Source organism: Erythrobacter sp. HKB08, from assembly GCF_004114695.1.
Classification (GTDB): Bacteria; Pseudomonadota; Alphaproteobacteria; order Sphingomonadales; family Sphingomonadaceae; genus Parerythrobacter_A.
Window position 1 is genome coordinate 2,084,070 of record NZ_CP035310.1, and the last position, 16,623, is coordinate 2,100,692.

Genomic DNA, 16,623 nt, shown 5'->3' on the forward strand with positions numbered 1-16,623 from the left:
GGCGCTTTGGTTGGGAAACCCCCAACGACAAGGCGAGACATCCCATGGCCCAGACCCTCCTCATCACCGGCGCATCGACCGGCATCGGCGAAGCGACCGCCCGCGCGGCAGCGAAAGCGGGGTGGAACGTCGCCCTGCTCGCCCGATCGAAGGACAAGCTCGACAAGCTGGCCGACGAGATCGGCGACGGCGCGCTCGCGATCGAATGCGACGTGACCGACCGGGAGCAGGTCGCCTCCGCAGTCTCGCAGACGGTCGAGAAGTTCGGCGGCCTCGACGGCGTGTTCGCAAACGCCGGCAAGGGCGTGAGCAATCCCGGCGTGGAAGACGGCGACCCGGACGAGTGGCACGACATGATCCACCTCAACATCCTCGCCGTGCTCTATACCGCGCATGCGACCCTGCCCGAACTGAAGAAGACCAAGGGCCACTTCATCGTCACCGGATCGAAGGCCGGGCGCGAACACTTCAAGGGGTCGATCTACAGCGCGACCAAGTGGTTCGTGCATGGCTTTGCGGGCAATCTCGCCGAGGAAATGCGCGAATGGCAGGGCCGCTGCACGGTAATTTCGCCCGGCATGGTCGACACGCCCTTTTTCGACGAAGCCAAGCCGACCAAGCTGCAACCGCAGGACGTTGCCGACGCGGTCGTATTCGCGCTCGAGCAGCGCGATACCTCCTGCATCCGTGAAATCCACCTAATGCCCAACGACTAGGCTCGCCCCCACCCCTTGCGCTTGCCCCGACATGCCGACAAGCATGGCGGCGAGAGGAGCATGGAATGGGGCAGGACTACAGCACGATCACGGTCGAAAAGCGCGGCGAGGTCGACTGGCTGACGCTCGACCGGCCCGATTCGCTCAACGCGATTTCGCTGCGCATGGTCGAGGAGCTGAACGACTATTTCGGCCGCCTCTACAACGACGGTTCGGTCCGCGTCGTCGTGATGCGCGGTGCCGGCAAGGCGTTCTGCGCCGGGCTCGACATCAAGGAACGCAGCGAGGATCGCGGGGAGATACCCTTCGGCGGCGGCTTCGGATTCCAGGGCTACCTCGCCGATGTCTATCTGAAGATGCGGCGCTGCCCGCAGCCGATCCTCGCGCTGGTGCACGGCGCGGCATGTGGCGGCGGGTTCGCTTTCGCACTCGCGTCCGACATTCGCATCGCAGGCGAGAGCGCGCGGATGAACAGCGCTTTCATCAAGCTCGGCCTGTCGTCCTGCGACATGGGGGTGAGCTATTTCCTGCCGCGCCTCGTCGGCCAGTCGCTCGCCTCCGAACTCATGCTGACGGGTCGCTTCATCACGGCCCAGCGCGCGCTGGCCGCCAATCTCGTGAGCGAAGTCGTGCCCGACGATCAGCTGGAAAGCGCCGCGCAGGGCTGGATCGACGACCTGCTGGCCGCATCGCCGATGGGCCTGCGCATGACCAAGGAAGGGCTGCAGATGGCGACCGATGCGGGCAGCCTCGAAGCCGCCATGGCGATCGAGAACCGCAACCAGATCATGACCAGCGCGAGCCCGAATTTCCACGAGGGAATGACCGCCTTCCTCGAAAAGCGGCGTCCCGACTACACGCCCGACTGAGCTTCCAGCACCGCCTCGAGATGGTCGAGCGCGGCGCGGGTGAAAGCTTCCATGTTCGCGATCCGGTCGTCGCTGCCGGTCTCGGTCACTTGCGTCCATTCGCCGTGCGGCCCGACGACGGCGGCGACGCTGCGCCCGGCAGGAGCGCCGGTCGGATGACTCGACCCGCCGACCGATCCGCTCTCGGCAATGCCCCATTCGGCGCCGAAATTGTCGCGGATCGCGCGCGCCTGCAGCAGAGCGTAGTCCTCGCTCGCCCCGCGCATCCCGCGATAGGCCTCGCGCGGCAGGTCGAACAACACGTCGCGGGCGCGCAGCGAATAGACCACCCCGCCCCCGACGAAGAAATCGAGCGCTCCCGGCACGGTGAGCAAGGCGGCCGCCATCATCCCGCCTGTCGCGCCATCGGCCACCGCGATCTTCTCGCCGCGTTCGCGCAACAGGGCCGCAATGCGGAGAGCCCGGTGGTTGAGCGCCTGGAGGTCGAGCTGTGCGGCCATCAAGCGGCCCGCTTTCGAAACGCGACGAAGGCTCCGAACACGGCGACCGAAATGAAACCCAGCAGCCCCACGGGACCGACGAGTGGCAGCGGGATGCCGAGACCGGCGTGCAGCGCGGCAAACCCCAGTGCAGCCAGGCCGTTGGAAACAGCCGCGATGATCACGACCCAACGCGGGACCGGCGACGGCTCGCTGGACCACTCAAGCCAGAACGCCATCGCAAGTCCGGCGCATGTCAACAAATTGCCGACGAAGAACAGTTCGGTCGTGATGCCGTTGATTAGGTTGAAGCTGTTGGCCCCGATTTCGCCGCCTGCAAAGGCCGAAGGATAGCCTCCGATCATGAGCGGATACATCGGCAGCACCGCGGCGACCCCGATCGCTGCAAGCGCCCAACCGGCTCGTCCTGTGGTTTTCAGCCGCACCAATGCCCCCGCTCCGATGAGGGCCATTGCGAGAACCTCGAAATGCCATCCCCTCGAAAGAGCGGCAAAATTCTCCTCGTAGTAGACGAGCCTTGCAGCAATGTCGGTCGGAGCGGCGCTCGTGATCATCAGGTACTCGGCGATGATGAAAGGCATGGAGCCCGCGCCGAGCAACAGGAAAAGGCCGCCTATGCGCTCCGATCTTCCGTCTGCGATCATTCGTCCTCCTAACCGGCGGCTGCGACGATCTCTGCCCAGCCTGCCTCGTCTACTACCTCTATACCCAATTCCTGCGCTTTCTTGAGCTTGCTGCCCGCGCCGGGTCCGGCGACCAGCAAGTCGGTCTTGGCGCTGACCGATCCGGCGGCTTTCGCCCCGAGGCGTTCGGCCTGGGCCTTCGCCTCGTCGCGGCTCATGGTTTCGAGCTTGCCGGTGAAGACCACGGTCTTGCCCGCCACCGGGCTGTCGAGCGTTTCGACCTCGTAGCGCGGCGGCGAGACTTCGGAGAGCAGGTCGTCCCACACCTGCTTGTTGTGATCCTCGTGGAAGAAGTCGCCCAGCGCCTCGACCACGGCTGAACCGATGCCATCGATACTGGTAAGCATGGCCGCCGCATCCTCGTCGCCTGCGTGCGCTTTCTCGGCCGCTTCGCGCAGGGCGGGAAGCTCGTGGAAGTTCTTCATCAGGTCGCGCGCGGTAACCGCGCCGACATGCCTGATGCCCAGCCCGAAGAGTAGCCGCGCGGCATCGGGCTCGCGCTTGCTTTCCACGGAGGCCAACAGGTTATCCACAGACTTGTCCTTCCACCCCTCGAGCGCAAGGATCTCCTCGCGGCGCTGGCGCAGGCGGAAGATATCGGCCGGGCTTTCGAGCCAGCCGAGCGCGAAGAACTGGTCGATCGTCTTCTCGCCCAGCCCCTCGATATCGAGCGCGGCGCGGCTGACGAAATGCTTCAGCCTTTCAGTGCGTTGTGCCGGACAGATGAGACCGCCCGTGCAGCGCACATCGACCTCGCCCTCCTCGCTCACCGCCTCGCTGCCGCATTCCGGGCAGTGGTCGGGAAAGACGAAGGGTTCGCGGTCCTCGTCGGGCGTCACATTGCGCACCACCTGCGGGATCACGTCGCCTGCACGCTGGACGACGACCCTGTCTCCGGGACGCACGCCAAGCCGCTGGATTTCATCGCGATTGTGGAGCGTGACATTGGTCACCGTCACCCCGCCGACGAGCACGGGCGCGAGCCGCCCGACCGGGGTCAGCTTGCCGGTGCGGCCGACCTGGATATCGATGCTTTCCAGCGTGGTTTCCGCCTGCTCGGCAGGGAACTTGCGCGCGATGGCCCAGCGCGGTGCCTTGGCGACGAAACCGAGGCGCTGCTGCCAGTCGAGCCGGTCGACCTTGTAGACGACGCCATCGATTTCATAGGCAAGATCATCGCGTTGCTCGAGAATCTTCGCATAATGCGCGAGCATCTCGTCGAGGTCCTCGACCCGGGTGAAGAGCGGCGAGATGGGAAAACCCCACTCCTCGATACACGCGACCACATCGGCCTGCGTCTCTCCCGGAATGTCCGACGCGGCGCCCCAGCCATGTGCCCAGAACCTGAGCTTGCGCTCGGCAGTGACGTTGGCGTCCTTCTGGCGCAGCGATCCGGCGGCGGCATTGCGCGGATTTGCGAAGAGTTTGCCGCCTGCTTCCTCCTGCCGGGCATTGAGCTCGGCAAAGGCGCTGCGCTCCATATAGACCTCGCCGCGCACCTCGAAGATGTCGGGCGCGCCATCGGGCAGCGCCTGCGGGATGTCGGCGATATGCGCGACATTCGCCGTCACATCCTCGCCCACCTGCCCGTCGCCGCGCGTTGCCGCGCGCACCAGTCTGCCCTGCTCGTAGCGCAGCGAGCAGGACAGGCCGTCGATCTTGTCCTCCGCGGTGAAGGCGACCGGCTCGTCTTGCGCCAGGTTCAGGAAGCGCCGCACCCGCCCGACGAAGTCTGCGACCTCCTCGTCGTTGAAGGCGTTGTCGAGGCTCATCATGCGAACCTCGTGCGTCACCTTGCTGAGCGGCGAGGCGGCGATTTCGTGCCCGACCTGCCGCGACGGGGAATCGTCGCGGACGAGGTGCGGGAATGCCGCTTCCAGTTCCGCATTGCGGCGGACCAGCGCGTCGAATTCCGGGTCGGAGATCTCCGGCGCATCGTCGGCGTGGTAGAGCCGGTTGTGATGCGCGATCTGTTTCGCGAGCCGCATCAATTCGTTGGCGGCATCGGCGTCGGTCATGTCCACAGGGGCGGATTGCTTGATTCCCATGGCCCACGCTATGCATGAGCCAGGGCACGGGGAAAAGTGCCGCCAGCGTGGGTCGCTCAATCGGAAGGGGGAAACCGATGATCGACCGCGTTCTCAAAGCCATCATCACCGCGAGCGTAGGCCTCATGGCGCTGCTCTACGTCGCGCATAATATCGCCAACCTGCCACAGGCGTTCGACTTCTTCGTCTACACGACCAGCCATACCGACCAGGAGGCCTATCCGGTCACCATCCTGCCGGTGCCGCCGAAGTTCCTGATCGTCGCCGGGATGATCGTAGTCTTCGGCCTCGAATTCCTTGCCGGCCTCGGCGGATTGTTCGGTGCGTGGAAATTGTGGGGCATGCGCAATGCGAGCGCCGCGGAGTTCGAAGCGGCCAAGAAATGGGCCAAGATCGCCATGGGCGCGGCAGTGCTCAACTGGTGGGGCCTGTTCCAGGGCGTCGCGATCGCAGGATACCAGCTATGGCAGATGCCGCTCGGGCAAGGTCCGTTCGACGGATCGTGGGTCTATGGCGGGATGGCGATGATGACGCTGATCTACCTCGGCCAGCGCGAAAGCGAACTTGCGAGCTAGCTGCCCGTAACCTGGATATCGAGCTCCTCGCGCCGGATGCGCCATTCGCCGCGCTGGAAACGCACGCGGTAGTAGCTCCAGCCGTGCTGGCCGTTCGCGTAATAGCCCGCCCAGCCGAGGCAGTTGTCGGGCGTCTCGCAGGAGAAGTCGTGCACGTCGAAGATCGCCGCGGGCTGGCCCGTATCCGAGGCGACGACATCGCGCGGGCCCTCTCGCTCGCATCGCGAGATCGGCGATAGCGCGGGAAAGCGCGCGATAAGGGTCCGTTCGATTTCCGGGTCGAGGGCTTCGGAGCGTGACCACGGTTCGTGAACCGTCAGTCTCGTGGAAGCGGCACACACGACCTCATAGGGGCGCTCGTCCCGCGCAAAATACTCCGCCAGCCGGTATTCGAGCAGCGCGAGGCGCGGTGTATCGATATCGGAGTAGAAGCCGGTCTCCACCTCGGGAAGGACCGTCGCATAGCGTTCGAGATACGGGGAACAGGCCGACAGCAATGTCGCCGTCCCCAACAAACCGAATGTGAGCGAACGCTTCGTCATCCCGGTCGAACGCCCGGAATTGCAATAAGTGCCTGAGCTTACGCCTTTTCGAGCAGCCGGTCGGCCTGCGCACGCGCTTCCGGCGTGACTTCCGCGCCCGACAGCATGCGGGCGATTTCTTCCTGCCGCCCGCTCTCGTCGAGCAGGACGACGCTCGTCTTCGTGACCGTGCCTTCGGAGGACTTGGCGATCATGTAATGCGTGGCGCCGCGCGCCGCGACCTGCGGGCTGTGTGTGACGGCGAGAAGCTGGCCATCGGCTGCGAGCCTTGCGAGCCGCTCGCCGATCGCGCTGGCGACTGCGCCGCCGACACCGCGGTCGATCTCGTCGAAGATCACCGTCGCCGCCCCGCCCTGTTCGGCCAGCGCGACCTTCAGCGCGAGGATGAAGCGCGACAGCTCGCCGCCGCTCGCAATCTTGTTGAGCGGCGCGAAGTCGGCACCCGGGTTGGTCGCGATGAGGAATTCGACCGCGTCCATCCCGCCTGCGCCCCATTTCTCTTCCGGCAGTTCGGCAATCGCGGTCTGGAAGCGCGCGGCATCGAGCTTGAGCGGCGCGAGTTCGGCGGCAACCGCCTCGTCCAGCTTCTTCGCTGCCGTCACCCGGTCGGCATGGAGCTTCTCGGCCGCATTGCGATAAGTGACCGCCGCTTCCTTCGCGGCGATTTCGAGCGCGTCGATTTCAGCTTCGCCGCCTTCGATGGCATCGAGCGCTGCGCGCATTTCGCGCATCTTCTCCGGCAGTTCGTCGACCTGGCAATTGTGCTTGCGGGCCAGCGCACGCAATTCGAACAGGCGCGTTTCCGCCGCATCGAGCGCCGCCGGGTCGTGGACCAGCGCCTCTGCCGCCGCTTCGAGCTTTTCCTCCGCCTCGCCCGCTTCGATCACCGCGCGGTCGAGCGCCTCGAGCGCTTCGGCCAGCAGCGGGTGTTCGCCGCCGATCCGGTCAAGCTTGCGCGCCGCGACACGCAGCGCGGCGAGCGGGCTGTCGGAGCCTTCCCACACCTGCCGCAGTTCCTCGAGATCGCCGGCCAGCTTCTCGCCCTTCTGCATGTCGGCACGGGCACCGGCGAGCCGCTCTTCCTCGCCCGCCTGCGGCTCGAGATTGGTGAGTTCGGCAAGATGCGCGAGCAGCAGGTCCTGGTCGGCCTTCGCCTGCTCGATCGAGGCCTTCGCCGCATCGAGCCGCTCGCGCGCTTCGGACCAGCCGCGCCAGGCAGTCGCAACCGCATCGACATCCGCGCCCGCATAGCGATCGAGCAGCGCGCGGTGTCCGCGCGGGTTCACCAGGCCGCGATCGTCATGCTGACCGTGCAGTTCGACCAGCGCGCCGGAAATCTCGCGCAGCATGGCGACGCCGACGGGCTGGTCGTTTATCCACGCCTTCGAGCCGCCGTCGGCCTTCAACTGCCGGCGGATGATGAGAGGTTCGCCCGGCTCGCGCTCCAGCTCCGCATCGTCGAGCGCTTCGCGGATCGCCTCGGGCAGCGTGGCGAATTCGAAAGTCGCGGTGACGCTCGCCTTCTCCTCGCCCGCGCGGACAAGCCCGCTATCGGCGCGGTTGCCGAGGACGAGGCCCAAAGCGTCGAGCAGGATCGACTTGCCCGCACCGGTCTCGCCCGTCAGCACGCCGAGACCGCGCCCGAAATCCAGGTCGAGCGCCTCGATCAATACGATGTTGCGGATGGCGAGATGGGTCAGCATGAGCGTTGGTCGATTCCCTAGCCCAAGCCGCGAGGCGCGTCACCGTTCCCCGTATGAGCTTTCCGCAAGAGAGGAATTGCGGCGGATGGCGGAGAAGCGCCAGTCGGCCTTCGATCCGGGTTCTACACCGTCGTGCCATTCGACGAGGGAGAAGTCGTCGATCGCGACAGGTTCTATCCCTGCGCCCGCTGCGGGATGGATGCGCAAGGCTGGACGGAATTCGCGCGGGTCACCCGAGGCGCTGCGTGGCTGGTCGAAGTGGAACTCGACCTGCTGCCAATCTGCGCCGCCTGTTAGTTCGATCGAGCCGACGCTCTGCCCTCGCCAACGAGCGCTGGGTGCATCGCCCTTCTCCGGGCGCGGTTTCACGAGCAGTTCGATGCGCGCATCCTGCGGGATGCGGACCAAAAGGCGCGCGGTGAAGCTGCCGCCCTCGCCGCTCCGCAGATAAGGCATCGGATATGTCGCAAACGGCTTCCCGGCGACTTCCGGACGCAGGACCATCCGGCGATTGCCTTGCTCGTCCGCGAATTCGAGACCCGCGCCGCTCGCACCCCAGAACCGGTCGCGCGCCTCGCCCATGACCGCGCTCTCGAAATCGCCGCGCGAGAGGTGTTCGACGCCGAAGCGCGCACTCGCCATGCCAGCACAAAGCGGCGCGAGATCGCGCAGCAGTGTCGAGGTATTGCGGACGCACAGGTCGTCGCGGTCCTCCTGCTTCGCGCGGATCACGGCGTGGCCGCCGCTCATGTCGAAGCGCGTGCCGCGTTCTGCCGAAAGCGAGAGGATGCGTCGCAGCGCCGTTTCGCGGGCGCGCCCGACGGCCGGGACCGGTCGGTAGTCGACCACGGCAAGCGGCACGACTTCGGCCCGGTGGAACTTCCCCTTGTCGAGCCAGACCTTGAGCGCGAAGCCCGACTGGGTCTCGTGAAAGTCCTGGTCGAACATGAAATTGCCGATCGACCATGCGATCAGCCCGCCGCGATAGACTTCGAGGCCTTGTGCGACATGCGGGTGGTGACCGACGGCAACCGGCGCGCCATGTTCGATGGCGGCGCGCAGGCGGCCGGTGGTGGTCGTGCCGGGGCGGTCCCAGTACTCGCCGCCGCCGTGATACTGGACGATCGGCACGCGACCATCGCCGCGCTCCGCGCTGACGCTGCGGCGGATCTGGCCCTTGGTGCCGAATGCCGCCCCGCCCTTCGCCTCGGTCGCGACCTGGTTCGGGGTCCAGCTCCCCTCCCATCCGACGAAGGACAGCATGGAGAGCCTGTTGCGCGGCAAGTCGATCTGCGCGGCCACTTCGGCTTCCTCCTCCTCGAGCCCGGCGCCTGCATGGAGCAGCCCGCCCGCCTCGACCGCCTGCCGCGTCGCGAGGACGCCGGCGTCGGAATAGTCGTTGATGTGGTTGTTGCCGAGCGCGACGAAATCGACCCCTGCGCGCTTCAGGGCCGGCGCGAGTTCGGGCGTCGAATGAAACACGATCCGCTTCGGCGCCGGCGCGCCCGGCGCATTATCGGCCAAGACCGTCTCGAGATTGACTGAAGCGACATCGGCGCCCTCGATATAGGGCCGCATCGGGGCGAGCAGCCGGTCGAGATCGCTCGCCGCGCTCTCCGGCCTGATCAGCACACGCTCGTCGCGCTTGGGCGCGAAATAGCGGCGTCCGGCCATGGTATCGCCGCCGAAGAACAGCTCGACCCGTCCCTTCTTGCGGCCGACCAGTTCGATCGCCGGGATTTGCAGGCAGGCGCAGTCGTCATGCTCGATCTCGGGCCGCGCGAAGGTCTGGACCGCGCGGAAGATATCGCCCCCGTCGACCCTAAGCCGGACCAGCGCGTCTTCGGGGATGTGCGCGACGAAATGTCCGTCTTCGGACAGCTCGGCCGCTACGCCGTTGATCGCGACCGAGACCTGCGAAAAATCGACCCGGTCGCGCCTGCCGTCGAGCACACCGCTGACGAGGAGCTCGCCTTCGCCCGCCACCTCGCCGCCGACCAGCTCATGCGCCGGATGCGCGCTTGCGGCCCCCGGCAGCGCCAGCGCGGCTGCAAGGGATGCGAAGAGACGGATACGGAAAGGCCCCCGGAACATTCCGGAGGCCCTGCCAAATCAATCACAATATCGCGTTAACTACGCCCGCATTGGCGCGAGCGCTGCGCAATCAGCTGACGGTAACGCCTGCCGCGTGGTCCTGCACCAGCTCGTATGCCTTCTCGTACCACTCGCTGCCCGGGTAGTTCGCGCCGAGGACGGCCGCATATTTCTTCGCTTCTTCCGGCACGCCGAGCGCGAGGCTCGATTCGGTCAGGCGATAGAGCGCTTCGGGCGCGTGGCTGGTGGTCTGGTATTCGTCGATCACGTTCTGGAAACGGATCTGCGCGGCGAGCCAGCGGCCCGAACGCTGGTAGAAACGCCCGATCTCCATCTCCTTGCCTGCAAGGTGGTCGTTCACCAGGTCGAGCTTGAGACGCGCATCGGCGGCATATTCGCTGTTCGGGAAGCGACGGTTCACTTCCTGCAGCGAAGCGAGCGCCTGTTCGGTGATCTTCTGGTCGCGCGTCACGTCGCTGATCTGCTCGTAGTAGCTGAGCGCGATCAGGTAATAGGCGTAAGGCGCGTCCTTGTTGCCCGGGTGGATCGACAGGAAGCGCTGCGCGCTCTGGATCGTCTTGTTGTAGTCGCGTGCGACGTAATAGCTGAATGCGCTCATCAGCTGTGCGCGGCGGGCCCAGGGCGAATAGGGGTGCTGGCGCTCGACCTCGTCGAACAGCGCGGCGGCGAGCGGCGCGTTGCCGCGATCGAGCCGGTCCTTGGCCGAAGCGTAGAGCGTCTCCACGTCGCGGGCGACGTAGGCGGTGTCACGAGGGCCACCGCCGCTGCCGGCACAGGCGGTCAGCAGGAGGGTCGAGGCGCAACCGGCTGCGAGCAGCACGGACTTGGGCGAAACGCGCGAGAACATGGTCATGGGCGGAGCCTATAACCCTCGCCTCGCTGAACGCCAAGTGAAGTTGCGCCCGTTTGCCCACAGTCAGGCTTGGCCGCGCAGATACATTCGTTTCTCGCCAAGATACCGCGAGCCGCTAGACTGCAGGAAACAAGGAGTCTTGATCCGATGAGCGAATCCGCTTCGCACATTGCCGAACTTGGACAGCGCGCCCGCATTGCCGCGCGCAAGCTGCTGACCGCGACGACCGAGCAGAAGAACCGCGCGCTGATCGAGGCGGCCTCGGCGCTGCGCAAGGCGACCCCCGCCCTGCTCGAGGCCAATGCCAAGGACGTCGCCAGCATCGAGGGCGAGAAACCCGACAGCTTCATCGACCGGCTGCGGCTGACTGAAGACCGCGTCGAAGGCATGGCGCAGGCGCTCGAACAGATTGCCGAACTGCCCGACCCGGTCGGCCGCACACTTGCAAGCTTCGAGCGCCCCAACGGCCTCAAGATCGACCGTGTCGCGGTACCGATCGGCGTTATCGGCATGATCTACGAATCGCGTCCCAATGTCGGGGCCGATGCGTCGGCCCTGTGTCTCAAATCCGGCAATGCAGTGATCCTGCGCGGTGGTTCGGAAAGCCGCCATTCGACCCGCGAGATCGTCGCCTGCATGCGCGCAGGGCTCACCGCTGCGGGCCTGCCCGAAGATGCGGTGCAGGCCGTCGGCACGACCGACCGCGATGCGGTGGCAGAACTGCTCAAGGCGGACGAATATCTCGACCTCGTGATCCCGCGCGGTGGCCGCGGGCTCGTCGAACTGGTGCGCGACCAGGCGAGCGTGCCGACGCTGCTGCACCTCGATGGCAACTGCCACAGCTACGTCCATGAAGCCGCCGATCTCGACAAGGCCGTCACGGTCATCGCCAATGCGAAGATGCGCCGCACCGGCATCTGCGGCGCGACCGAGAGCATCGTCGTCGATCGCGCGGTAGCCGGCGAATTCATCCCCAAGCTGGCCGATGCGCTGACGCCGGATTGCGAAATGCGCGGCGATGCGGAGGCCGTCGCAGCCGACAGCCGCCTCGTTCCCGCCACCGAGGAAGACTGGGACACCGAATATCTCGACCCCATCGCGTCGGTGAAAGTCGTCGACGGGCTCGACGAGGGGATCGCGTGGGTCGATGCGCATAGCTCGCACCACACCGATGCGATCATGACCGAGGACGAGGACGCCGCCCGCCGTTTCATGACCGAGCTCGACAGCGCGATCCTGATGCACAACGCCTCGACCCAGTTCGCCGATGGCGGCGAATTCGGCATGGGCGCGGAAATCGGCATCGCGACGGGCAAGATGCATGCTCGCGGGCCCGTCGGGCTGGAGCAGCTGACGAGCTTCAAATATCTCGTCCATGGCAACGGCCAGGCGCGCCCCTGATCCCAATGCACTCCGGCCAATTCCCTAAGGAAACCCCGAAAGCCGTTAACTTTCCGGCTTAGGTCCGCTGCAACTATCGGCGGTGTTAAAGCATCAGGCATTCAATTCGGGGAGCAGACAGAATGTTTGCACGGCTCGTCAGTGACGAGAATGGCGCTACCGCCATCGAGTACGGCCTTCTGGTCGCGCTACTTGCTATCGCGATGATTGTCGCGTTGCAGAGCACTGGCACAGAGCTGGCGACGACCATGACCACGGTCGACACCACTCTGGCCGGAAGCAACACGGTCTGATCAAAACAATGGGCGGGCACCCGGTCTCCAGGTGCCCGCCCCATTCTTTCTAGATATTGGTGCTGCTCGGGATCAGGCTCGGCAGCAGGAAAGTGTACGGGCGGCGACGCTCTGCATTGCGCTGCACGATCTGCGCTTCGACCTCTTCAAGAGACTGCTGGAACCGGTCGAGCGGCCCGCCCTCGCCGACGATCCGCTCGTCGCGGAACCACTGCGGATAGGGGAAATTCGGCGAGAGATAGGTACCAAGCGGCCGGTAGTAGAGCGAGCCGAGCAGGAACAGCACCTTGAGCTGTTCGAGCGCGAGCGCCTGCGGCGGCATCATCTCGATCCACTCGGATTTCGTCGCGCCATCTTGCGTATCGGGGGCCTGCTGCCACAGGGCGCCGGTCACGGCAGGCGCAAATTCCATAATCGCCTTCTGCGGGAAGTTGACCGATGCGTGCTGCGCGCTGCCGGTGAAGATCGTCATGGTGCAGATCTGGACCAGATCCTCGATCGTCTGCGGCGCGGTGAAGCCTTTCAGCTGGCCGTGACCAGCGATTGCCGCGGCCCAGGCGGATAGTTCGGTATCGCCGGTCACGTCGCTGTCCGCATCGTAATAGACCGCGAGATAATCGCGCACCCAGCTTTCGATCGCGCTCCACACCAGCAGCCCGTCGTCGCGATAGGGGTAATTGGCGAGCGCCGAGTTGGCATCCACACCGCGCCTTGCGAGATCGTTGGGCAGCATCCCGTCGGTGAAATCGAAGGTCAGCCGCGCCTCGACTGCCGCCTGCTGGCTGCTCGCGATGGTCCCGGCAAAGATATGGTCGATCGGGCCGCCCTTGGTGATGAGGCTCGTCGCAGCCGCCTCGTTGATGAACATGGTGCCTTCGTAGTGGCGCACCAGCAGTGCCCAGACGGGATGCTGGTCGGACAGGTGGCGATGGGTCGCGACCGCAATCGCCTCGATCACGAGATGCGTGCGCGCGAGGTGCGCGAAGAGTTCATGGTAATTGCCGTCGGCGACCTGCACGACGAGTTTCGCCATCTCCCAGCCCCACTGCTTCTCGTCGGAGAGCGAAGGCGTCATCACCGGGCTGGCCGGATCGGACGGGTCGCAATTGATCGCCACCGGGACGAGCGAGCTGGCTCCCGGCGGCACTGCGAACAGCGCGACCGGGCAGGTCAGGTATTTGTCGACACCTTCCCATTCGCCCGGCTCGATGATCTTGAGGTCGTCGAAGTCGCACTGGAACAGGCGGCCTTGTGCGACGGCGGCTTCCAGCGTGTCGCCCGGCACGACGGCCGCATATTGCTCGGCAGTGACGGCGCACCTGGCGGGCACGGCATCGACCGCTTCGATCAGGACACTGTTCGGCCCGGCAACGCGCAGGTTTGCGAATTCGAGGTCGTCCTGGAAGGTGTAGGCGATTTCCGGGCAGGCGATCGATTTGAACAACCCGCGATAGTTCTCGAGCGAGCGATCCTGCTTGCCGAGCGCTTCCTTCGTCGCGCCGCGCATCTCGATGATGCCCTGCAGCTTGGTCGCATGGTTCTTGAGATCGGCAATCGCGACTTCGGCGGAGACGAGTTCGACCGCTTCCTTCGCTTCCTCGACCAGGCTGTGCTTGCCCAGCGGATTGATGGCGAGCTTCAATTCGAGGCCGACGACATCCTTTTCGATCGCGCCGATCACCAGGCGATCGGCTGCGAGGAGCGCGGGATCGAGCGAGGAAAGCTTCTGCTCGATCAGGTCTGCTTCGACCTCGACCTGGTTCTTCGCCAGCTCGAGCACGATGCGCACCAGCTTGAGCCACCATTCCAGCGTCGGGTCCTCGGCCTTGGGCAGCGTCTTGACCACCGGCACACCCTCGAGCGCGGGGACCGCATCGGTCCATTGGTATTCCGCCTGGCTCGCTGCGATCTGCGCCTTGCGGGCCGCCTGCTGACCGGCATCGTCGTTTTGCGGGAGCGTCGGTTTTACTGGTGCCTGATGGGCCATGGGCAAGTATTCCTTTCGTGAATTACTGCGCAGTGGCTAAATCGAATATGGTTAATGCCGTCCTTCGATCGGGAAATTATTTGGCCCTCGCGTAATTCGCATGCGGGTAAGAGTTGTTTAGGGCTTTTCCCTTATCCCGGTCGCCATGAGGGGTCTCGCCAAAGCTCTGAACCGGCTCGCAATTCCGGATTTGCCGCACGACGTGCGCCAGGACTTTGTCGTGTCCGCTGCGACGCAGGTGCAGAAGCAGGCCTTCTGGCTGTTCGTCGCCCTCCTCATCACCACGCCCTTTGCCGTGATCATCACGCCGCCCGAAGCGGGCTGGCTGGTGCGCTGGGGCCTGCCGGGCGCAATGGCGGCCTACTGCCTGTTCGGCATGTTCAAGCTGAGCCGCGACAACGCGTTCGCCGAAAAGCCGTGGCGGGCGGAGAAATTCGTGGTCGAGGCGTCGGTCTCCTCCTGCGTCGGCGCGCTAATCTGCACCAGCTGGGCGGTTCTCAGCTGGCTCGGCGCGGAAGGGGGCGAGCGGCTGCACTTCCCGGTCATCCTCGTGATGGGCGCGCTGGCGACTGCCTACTGCCTTGCGAGCGTGCGCATCGGGGCGATCACGCACCTCGTCATCGACATCACGCCGATCGCGCTACTGCTGATGTTCTCCGGCTCGGTGCTGGACTTCGCCGTCGGCCTCAGCCTTGCGCTGGCCGGGCTGTTCCAGTGGAACATGATCAACGTCCACCACCGCCACGTGATCGAGCTGCTCATGCTCAAGCGGCACAACCAGCAGCTTGCGCTGACCGATCCGCTGACCGGCCTGCTCAACCGCCGCGCGCTGCTCGACTTTGCCGAGGCGCTGGGCTGCGATGGCACGGATTCGCGCCTCATCCTGATCGATATCGACCGCTTCAAGGCGATCAACGACAGCTTCGGCCACGACACCGGCGACGAGGTGCTGCGCGAGATCGCGGCCATCGTCGACAAGCGCAGCGGCAACAACATCAGCGCCGCGCGGCTCGGGGGCGAGGAATTCGCGCTGCTCGGCACGCCCGAGGCGCTGCCAGCCGCGACCGCCCTCGCCCTGCTGACCGAGATCCGCGAGGCGGCAATGCCGCATGGCGGGCAAGTCACCGTCAGTCTCGGCATCGCGGAAGGGCCGCTCGACGACGAACGCGCCTGGCGCCGGCTCTACGGCCGCGCGGACGAGGCGCTCTACGAAGCCAAGCGCACGGGCCGCAATCGCTATTGCCATGCCGACGATGTGCGCTCCGACACGCCGCAGCGCCGCGCGGGCGATGCGCAAGCGGGCCGCGCCGCCGCCTGAGGCATTTTCCTACTCGCCCCAAAATGTGCATCAGCCTTGCGGATGACCCGCAAAGCCGATCCCGCCACCACCCGCCTCCCCGCCACCGCGGGCGAGCTGCCCGCCTTCACCCCCGTCCCGCGCAAGTCGAAGCGCCACGACGGCTGGACCGAGGAGCGGCAGCAGCGCTTCATCGAGGCGCTCGCTAGCACCGGCAGCGTCAAGGCCGCCGCGCGCGCGGTCGATATGAGCGCGGAGGGCGCCTACCACCTGCGCCGCCAGCCCGGCGCGGAGAGCTTCGCCGCCGCCTGGCAGGCCGCGCTCGACCACGGGGTGCAGCGGATCGAGGACGTCGCGATGGAGCGCGCGCTCAACGGGGTGGAGGTGCCGGTCTATTCCTACGGCAAGCTCGTCGGCAGCCGCACCGCCTATAACGACCGGCTGCTGATGTTCATGCTGCGCAACCGCGCGCCCGAGCGCTTCGCGAACGGCAAGTCCGACCTCAAGGGCCTCAACGCGGTCGGCAAGATGGAGAAGCGGCGGCTCAAGAAGAAATGGCGCCGCAAGTGGGAGAAGGAGCAGGCGCGCAAAACCGGCCGCAAGCACCTCAGCGCCCCGGAGGCGCGCAAGGTGATCGATGCCAAGCTGGAGGAACTGCGCCAGCGCGTGCTCGCCCGCAAGGGGATGGAATGGTGCACCCTCTCCCCCGAAACCCGCGAGGCCTACCGCCACTACGAAACCCTGCGCGCCCGCGACCTCGGCCGCGATTTCAAGATGCCCTCCCACCTGCCGGACGAGGCCACCATCGCCGAGGAACGGGAAGAAGAGGAACGCCGCATCCGCGAAGCCCGCGAACGAGCGCAGCGCGAAGCGCCTCCCACCCTACCCCCGCCGGGCTACATCTACCCGAAGCCGAAACCCGAACCGGACGACGGGCCGAGGGTCAGGCGGTTGAAGGATGACACTTGGCGCTAACAAACAGGGGGAGCGCCATACCGGTCGGCGACTAGCCGACCGCAAGGCCGACCGGCCGCCCGAGCT

15 protein-coding genes are annotated in these 16,623 nt (G+C 65.9%); 7 read left to right on the forward strand and 8 right to left on the reverse strand.

The window, feature by feature from the left end; genetic code table 11:
* Positions 1-44 precede the first annotated feature (44 nt).
* On the forward strand, positions 45-716 hold the full coding sequence (locus EO245_RS10060; protein WP_128892803.1) for an SDR family oxidoreductase: 672 nt from the start codon (positions 45-47) through the stop codon (positions 714-716).
* Between the two features lie 65 nt (positions 717-781).
* Positions 782-1,585 carry an enoyl-CoA hydratase/isomerase family protein gene (locus EO245_RS10065; RefSeq protein ID WP_128892804.1) on the forward strand — a complete coding sequence of 268 codons (804 nt, stop codon included), beginning with the start codon at positions 782-784 and terminating at the stop codon, positions 1,583-1,585.
* Here EO245_RS10065 and EO245_RS10070 read toward each other — a convergent pair.
* Genes EO245_RS10070 through ligA form a run of 3 tightly spaced genes read right to left on the reverse strand, consistent with a single transcriptional unit; the run spans position 1,570 to position 4,816 of the window.
* Positions 1,570-2,085 carry a CinA family protein gene (locus EO245_RS10070; RefSeq protein ID WP_128892805.1) on the reverse strand — a complete coding sequence of 172 codons (516 nt, stop codon included), beginning with the start codon at positions 2,083-2,085 and terminating at the stop codon, positions 1,570-1,572. The two genes, EO245_RS10065 and EO245_RS10070, sit on opposite strands and share 16 nt — an antisense overlap.
* Positions 2,085-2,729: a hypothetical protein gene (locus EO245_RS10075; protein ID WP_128892806.1), complete on the reverse strand. Its 645-nt coding sequence runs from the start codon at positions 2,727-2,729 to the stop codon at positions 2,085-2,087. The genes EO245_RS10070 and EO245_RS10075 overlap by 1 nt, the downstream gene beginning before the upstream one ends.
* 8 nt (positions 2,730-2,737) lie before the next feature.
* A complete protein-coding gene (gene ligA, locus EO245_RS10080; protein ID WP_128892807.1) occupies positions 2,738-4,816 on the reverse strand; it encodes an NAD-dependent DNA ligase LigA in 2,079 nt (692 codons plus the stop codon).
* A 77-nt stretch (positions 4,817-4,893) separates the two neighbouring features.
* Here ligA and EO245_RS10085 point away from each other — a divergent pair, with 77 nt between their 5' ends.
* On the forward strand, positions 4,894-5,391 hold the full coding sequence (locus tag EO245_RS10085; RefSeq protein WP_128892808.1) for a DUF2165 family protein: 498 nt from the start codon (positions 4,894-4,896) through the stop codon (positions 5,389-5,391).
* On the opposite strand, the gene EO245_RS10090 is transcribed toward EO245_RS10085, so the two are convergent.
* The 4 genes from EO245_RS10090 to EO245_RS10105 form a co-directional block, all read right to left on the reverse strand.
* The gene (locus tag EO245_RS10090) at positions 5,388-5,933 is read right to left on the reverse strand and encodes a hypothetical protein (protein ID WP_128892809.1); all 546 of its coding nucleotides are present in this window, start codon (positions 5,931-5,933) and stop codon (positions 5,388-5,390) included. The genes EO245_RS10085 and EO245_RS10090 overlap by 4 nt on opposite strands.
* A 38-nt stretch (positions 5,934-5,971) precedes the next feature.
* Positions 5,972-7,636 carry a DNA repair protein RecN gene (recN, locus tag EO245_RS10095; protein ID WP_128892810.1) on the reverse strand — a complete coding sequence of 555 codons (1,665 nt, stop codon included), beginning with the start codon at positions 7,634-7,636 and terminating at the stop codon, positions 5,972-5,974.
* A 39-nt stretch (positions 7,637-7,675) separates the two neighbouring features.
* Positions 7,676-9,730, reverse strand: a complete 2,055-nt coding sequence (locus EO245_RS10100; protein WP_128892811.1) for a CapA family protein — start codon at positions 9,728-9,730, stop codon at positions 7,676-7,678.
* Positions 9,731-9,800: 70 nt separating this feature from the next.
* The gene (locus tag EO245_RS10105; protein WP_128893534.1) at positions 9,801-10,598 is read right to left on the reverse strand and encodes an outer membrane protein assembly factor BamD; all 798 of its coding nucleotides are present in this window, start codon (positions 10,596-10,598) and stop codon (positions 9,801-9,803) included.
* A 126-nt stretch (positions 10,599-10,724) separates the two neighbouring features.
* Here EO245_RS10105 and EO245_RS10110 point away from each other — a divergent pair, with 126 nt between their 5' ends.
* Together EO245_RS10110 and EO245_RS10115 are read left to right on the forward strand one after the other, a co-directional pair.
* Entirely contained in the window at positions 10,725-12,005 is a 1,281-nt protein-coding gene (locus EO245_RS10110) for a glutamate-5-semialdehyde dehydrogenase (RefSeq protein WP_370246182.1), read from the forward strand.
* A 122-nt stretch (positions 12,006-12,127) separates the two neighbouring features.
* Complete coding sequence (locus EO245_RS10115) at positions 12,128-12,298, forward strand: Flp family type IVb pilin (RefSeq protein WP_128892813.1); 171 nt, start codon at positions 12,128-12,130, stop codon at positions 12,296-12,298.
* A 49-nt stretch (positions 12,299-12,347) separates the two neighbouring features.
* On the opposite strand, the gene EO245_RS10120 is transcribed toward EO245_RS10115, so the two are convergent.
* Positions 12,348-14,285: a lipoxygenase family protein gene (locus tag EO245_RS10120; protein WP_128892814.1), complete on the reverse strand. Its 1,938-nt coding sequence runs from the start codon at positions 14,283-14,285 to the stop codon at positions 12,348-12,350.
* A gap of 202 nt (positions 14,286-14,487) precedes the next feature.
* Between EO245_RS10120 and EO245_RS10125 the strand changes: the two genes are divergently transcribed.
* Both EO245_RS10125 and EO245_RS10130 read left to right on the forward strand, forming a co-directional pair.
* Positions 14,488-15,603 carry a diguanylate cyclase gene (locus tag EO245_RS10125; RefSeq protein WP_164931302.1) on the forward strand — a complete coding sequence of 372 codons (1,116 nt, stop codon included), beginning with the start codon at positions 14,488-14,490 and terminating at the stop codon, positions 15,601-15,603.
* A gap of 42 nt (positions 15,604-15,645) precedes the next feature.
* Positions 15,646-16,557: a hypothetical protein gene (locus tag EO245_RS10130; protein WP_128892816.1), complete on the forward strand. Its 912-nt coding sequence runs from the start codon at positions 15,646-15,648 to the stop codon at positions 16,555-16,557.
* The last annotated feature ends 66 nt before the right edge of the window (positions 16,558-16,623 follow it).

Excerpts from the sequence above, each read along its gene's own strand:
- EO245_RS10060 (WP_128892803.1), top strand. The coding sequence starts at position 45 with ATGGCCCAGACCCTCCTCATCACCGGCGCATCGACCGGCATCGGCGAA.
- EO245_RS10065 (WP_128892804.1), top strand. The coding sequence starts at position 782 with ATGGGGCAGGACTACAGCACGATCACGGTCGAAAAGCGCGGCGAGGTC.
- EO245_RS10070 (WP_128892805.1), bottom strand. The coding sequence starts at position 2,085 with ATGGCCGCACAGCTCGACCTCCAGGCGCTCAACCACCGGGCTCTCCGC.
- EO245_RS10075 (WP_128892806.1), bottom strand. The coding sequence starts at position 2,729 with ATGATCGCAGACGGAAGATCGGAGCGCATAGGCGGCCTTTTCCTGTTG.
- ligA (WP_128892807.1), bottom strand. The coding sequence starts at position 4,816 with ATGGGAATCAAGCAATCCGCCCCTGTGGACATGACCGACGCCGATGCC.
- EO245_RS10085 (WP_128892808.1), top strand. The coding sequence starts at position 4,894 with ATGATCGACCGCGTTCTCAAAGCCATCATCACCGCGAGCGTAGGCCTC.
- EO245_RS10090 (WP_128892809.1), bottom strand. The coding sequence starts at position 5,933 with ATGACGAAGCGTTCGCTCACATTCGGTTTGTTGGGGACGGCGACATTG.
- recN (WP_128892810.1), bottom strand. The coding sequence starts at position 7,636 with ATGCTGACCCATCTCGCCATCCGCAACATCGTATTGATCGAGGCGCTC.
- EO245_RS10100 (WP_128892811.1), bottom strand. The coding sequence starts at position 9,730 with ATGTTCCGGGGGCCTTTCCGTATCCGTCTCTTCGCATCCCTTGCAGCC.
- EO245_RS10105 (WP_128893534.1), bottom strand. The coding sequence starts at position 10,598 with ATGTTCTCGCGCGTTTCGCCCAAGTCCGTGCTGCTCGCAGCCGGTTGC.
- EO245_RS10115 (WP_128892813.1), top strand. The coding sequence starts at position 12,128 with ATGTTTGCACGGCTCGTCAGTGACGAGAATGGCGCTACCGCCATCGAG.
- EO245_RS10120 (WP_128892814.1), bottom strand. The coding sequence starts at position 14,285 with ATGGCCCATCAGGCACCAGTAAAACCGACGCTCCCGCAAAACGACGAT.
- EO245_RS10130 (WP_128892816.1), top strand. The coding sequence starts at position 15,646 with ATGACCCGCAAAGCCGATCCCGCCACCACCCGCCTCCCCGCCACCGCG.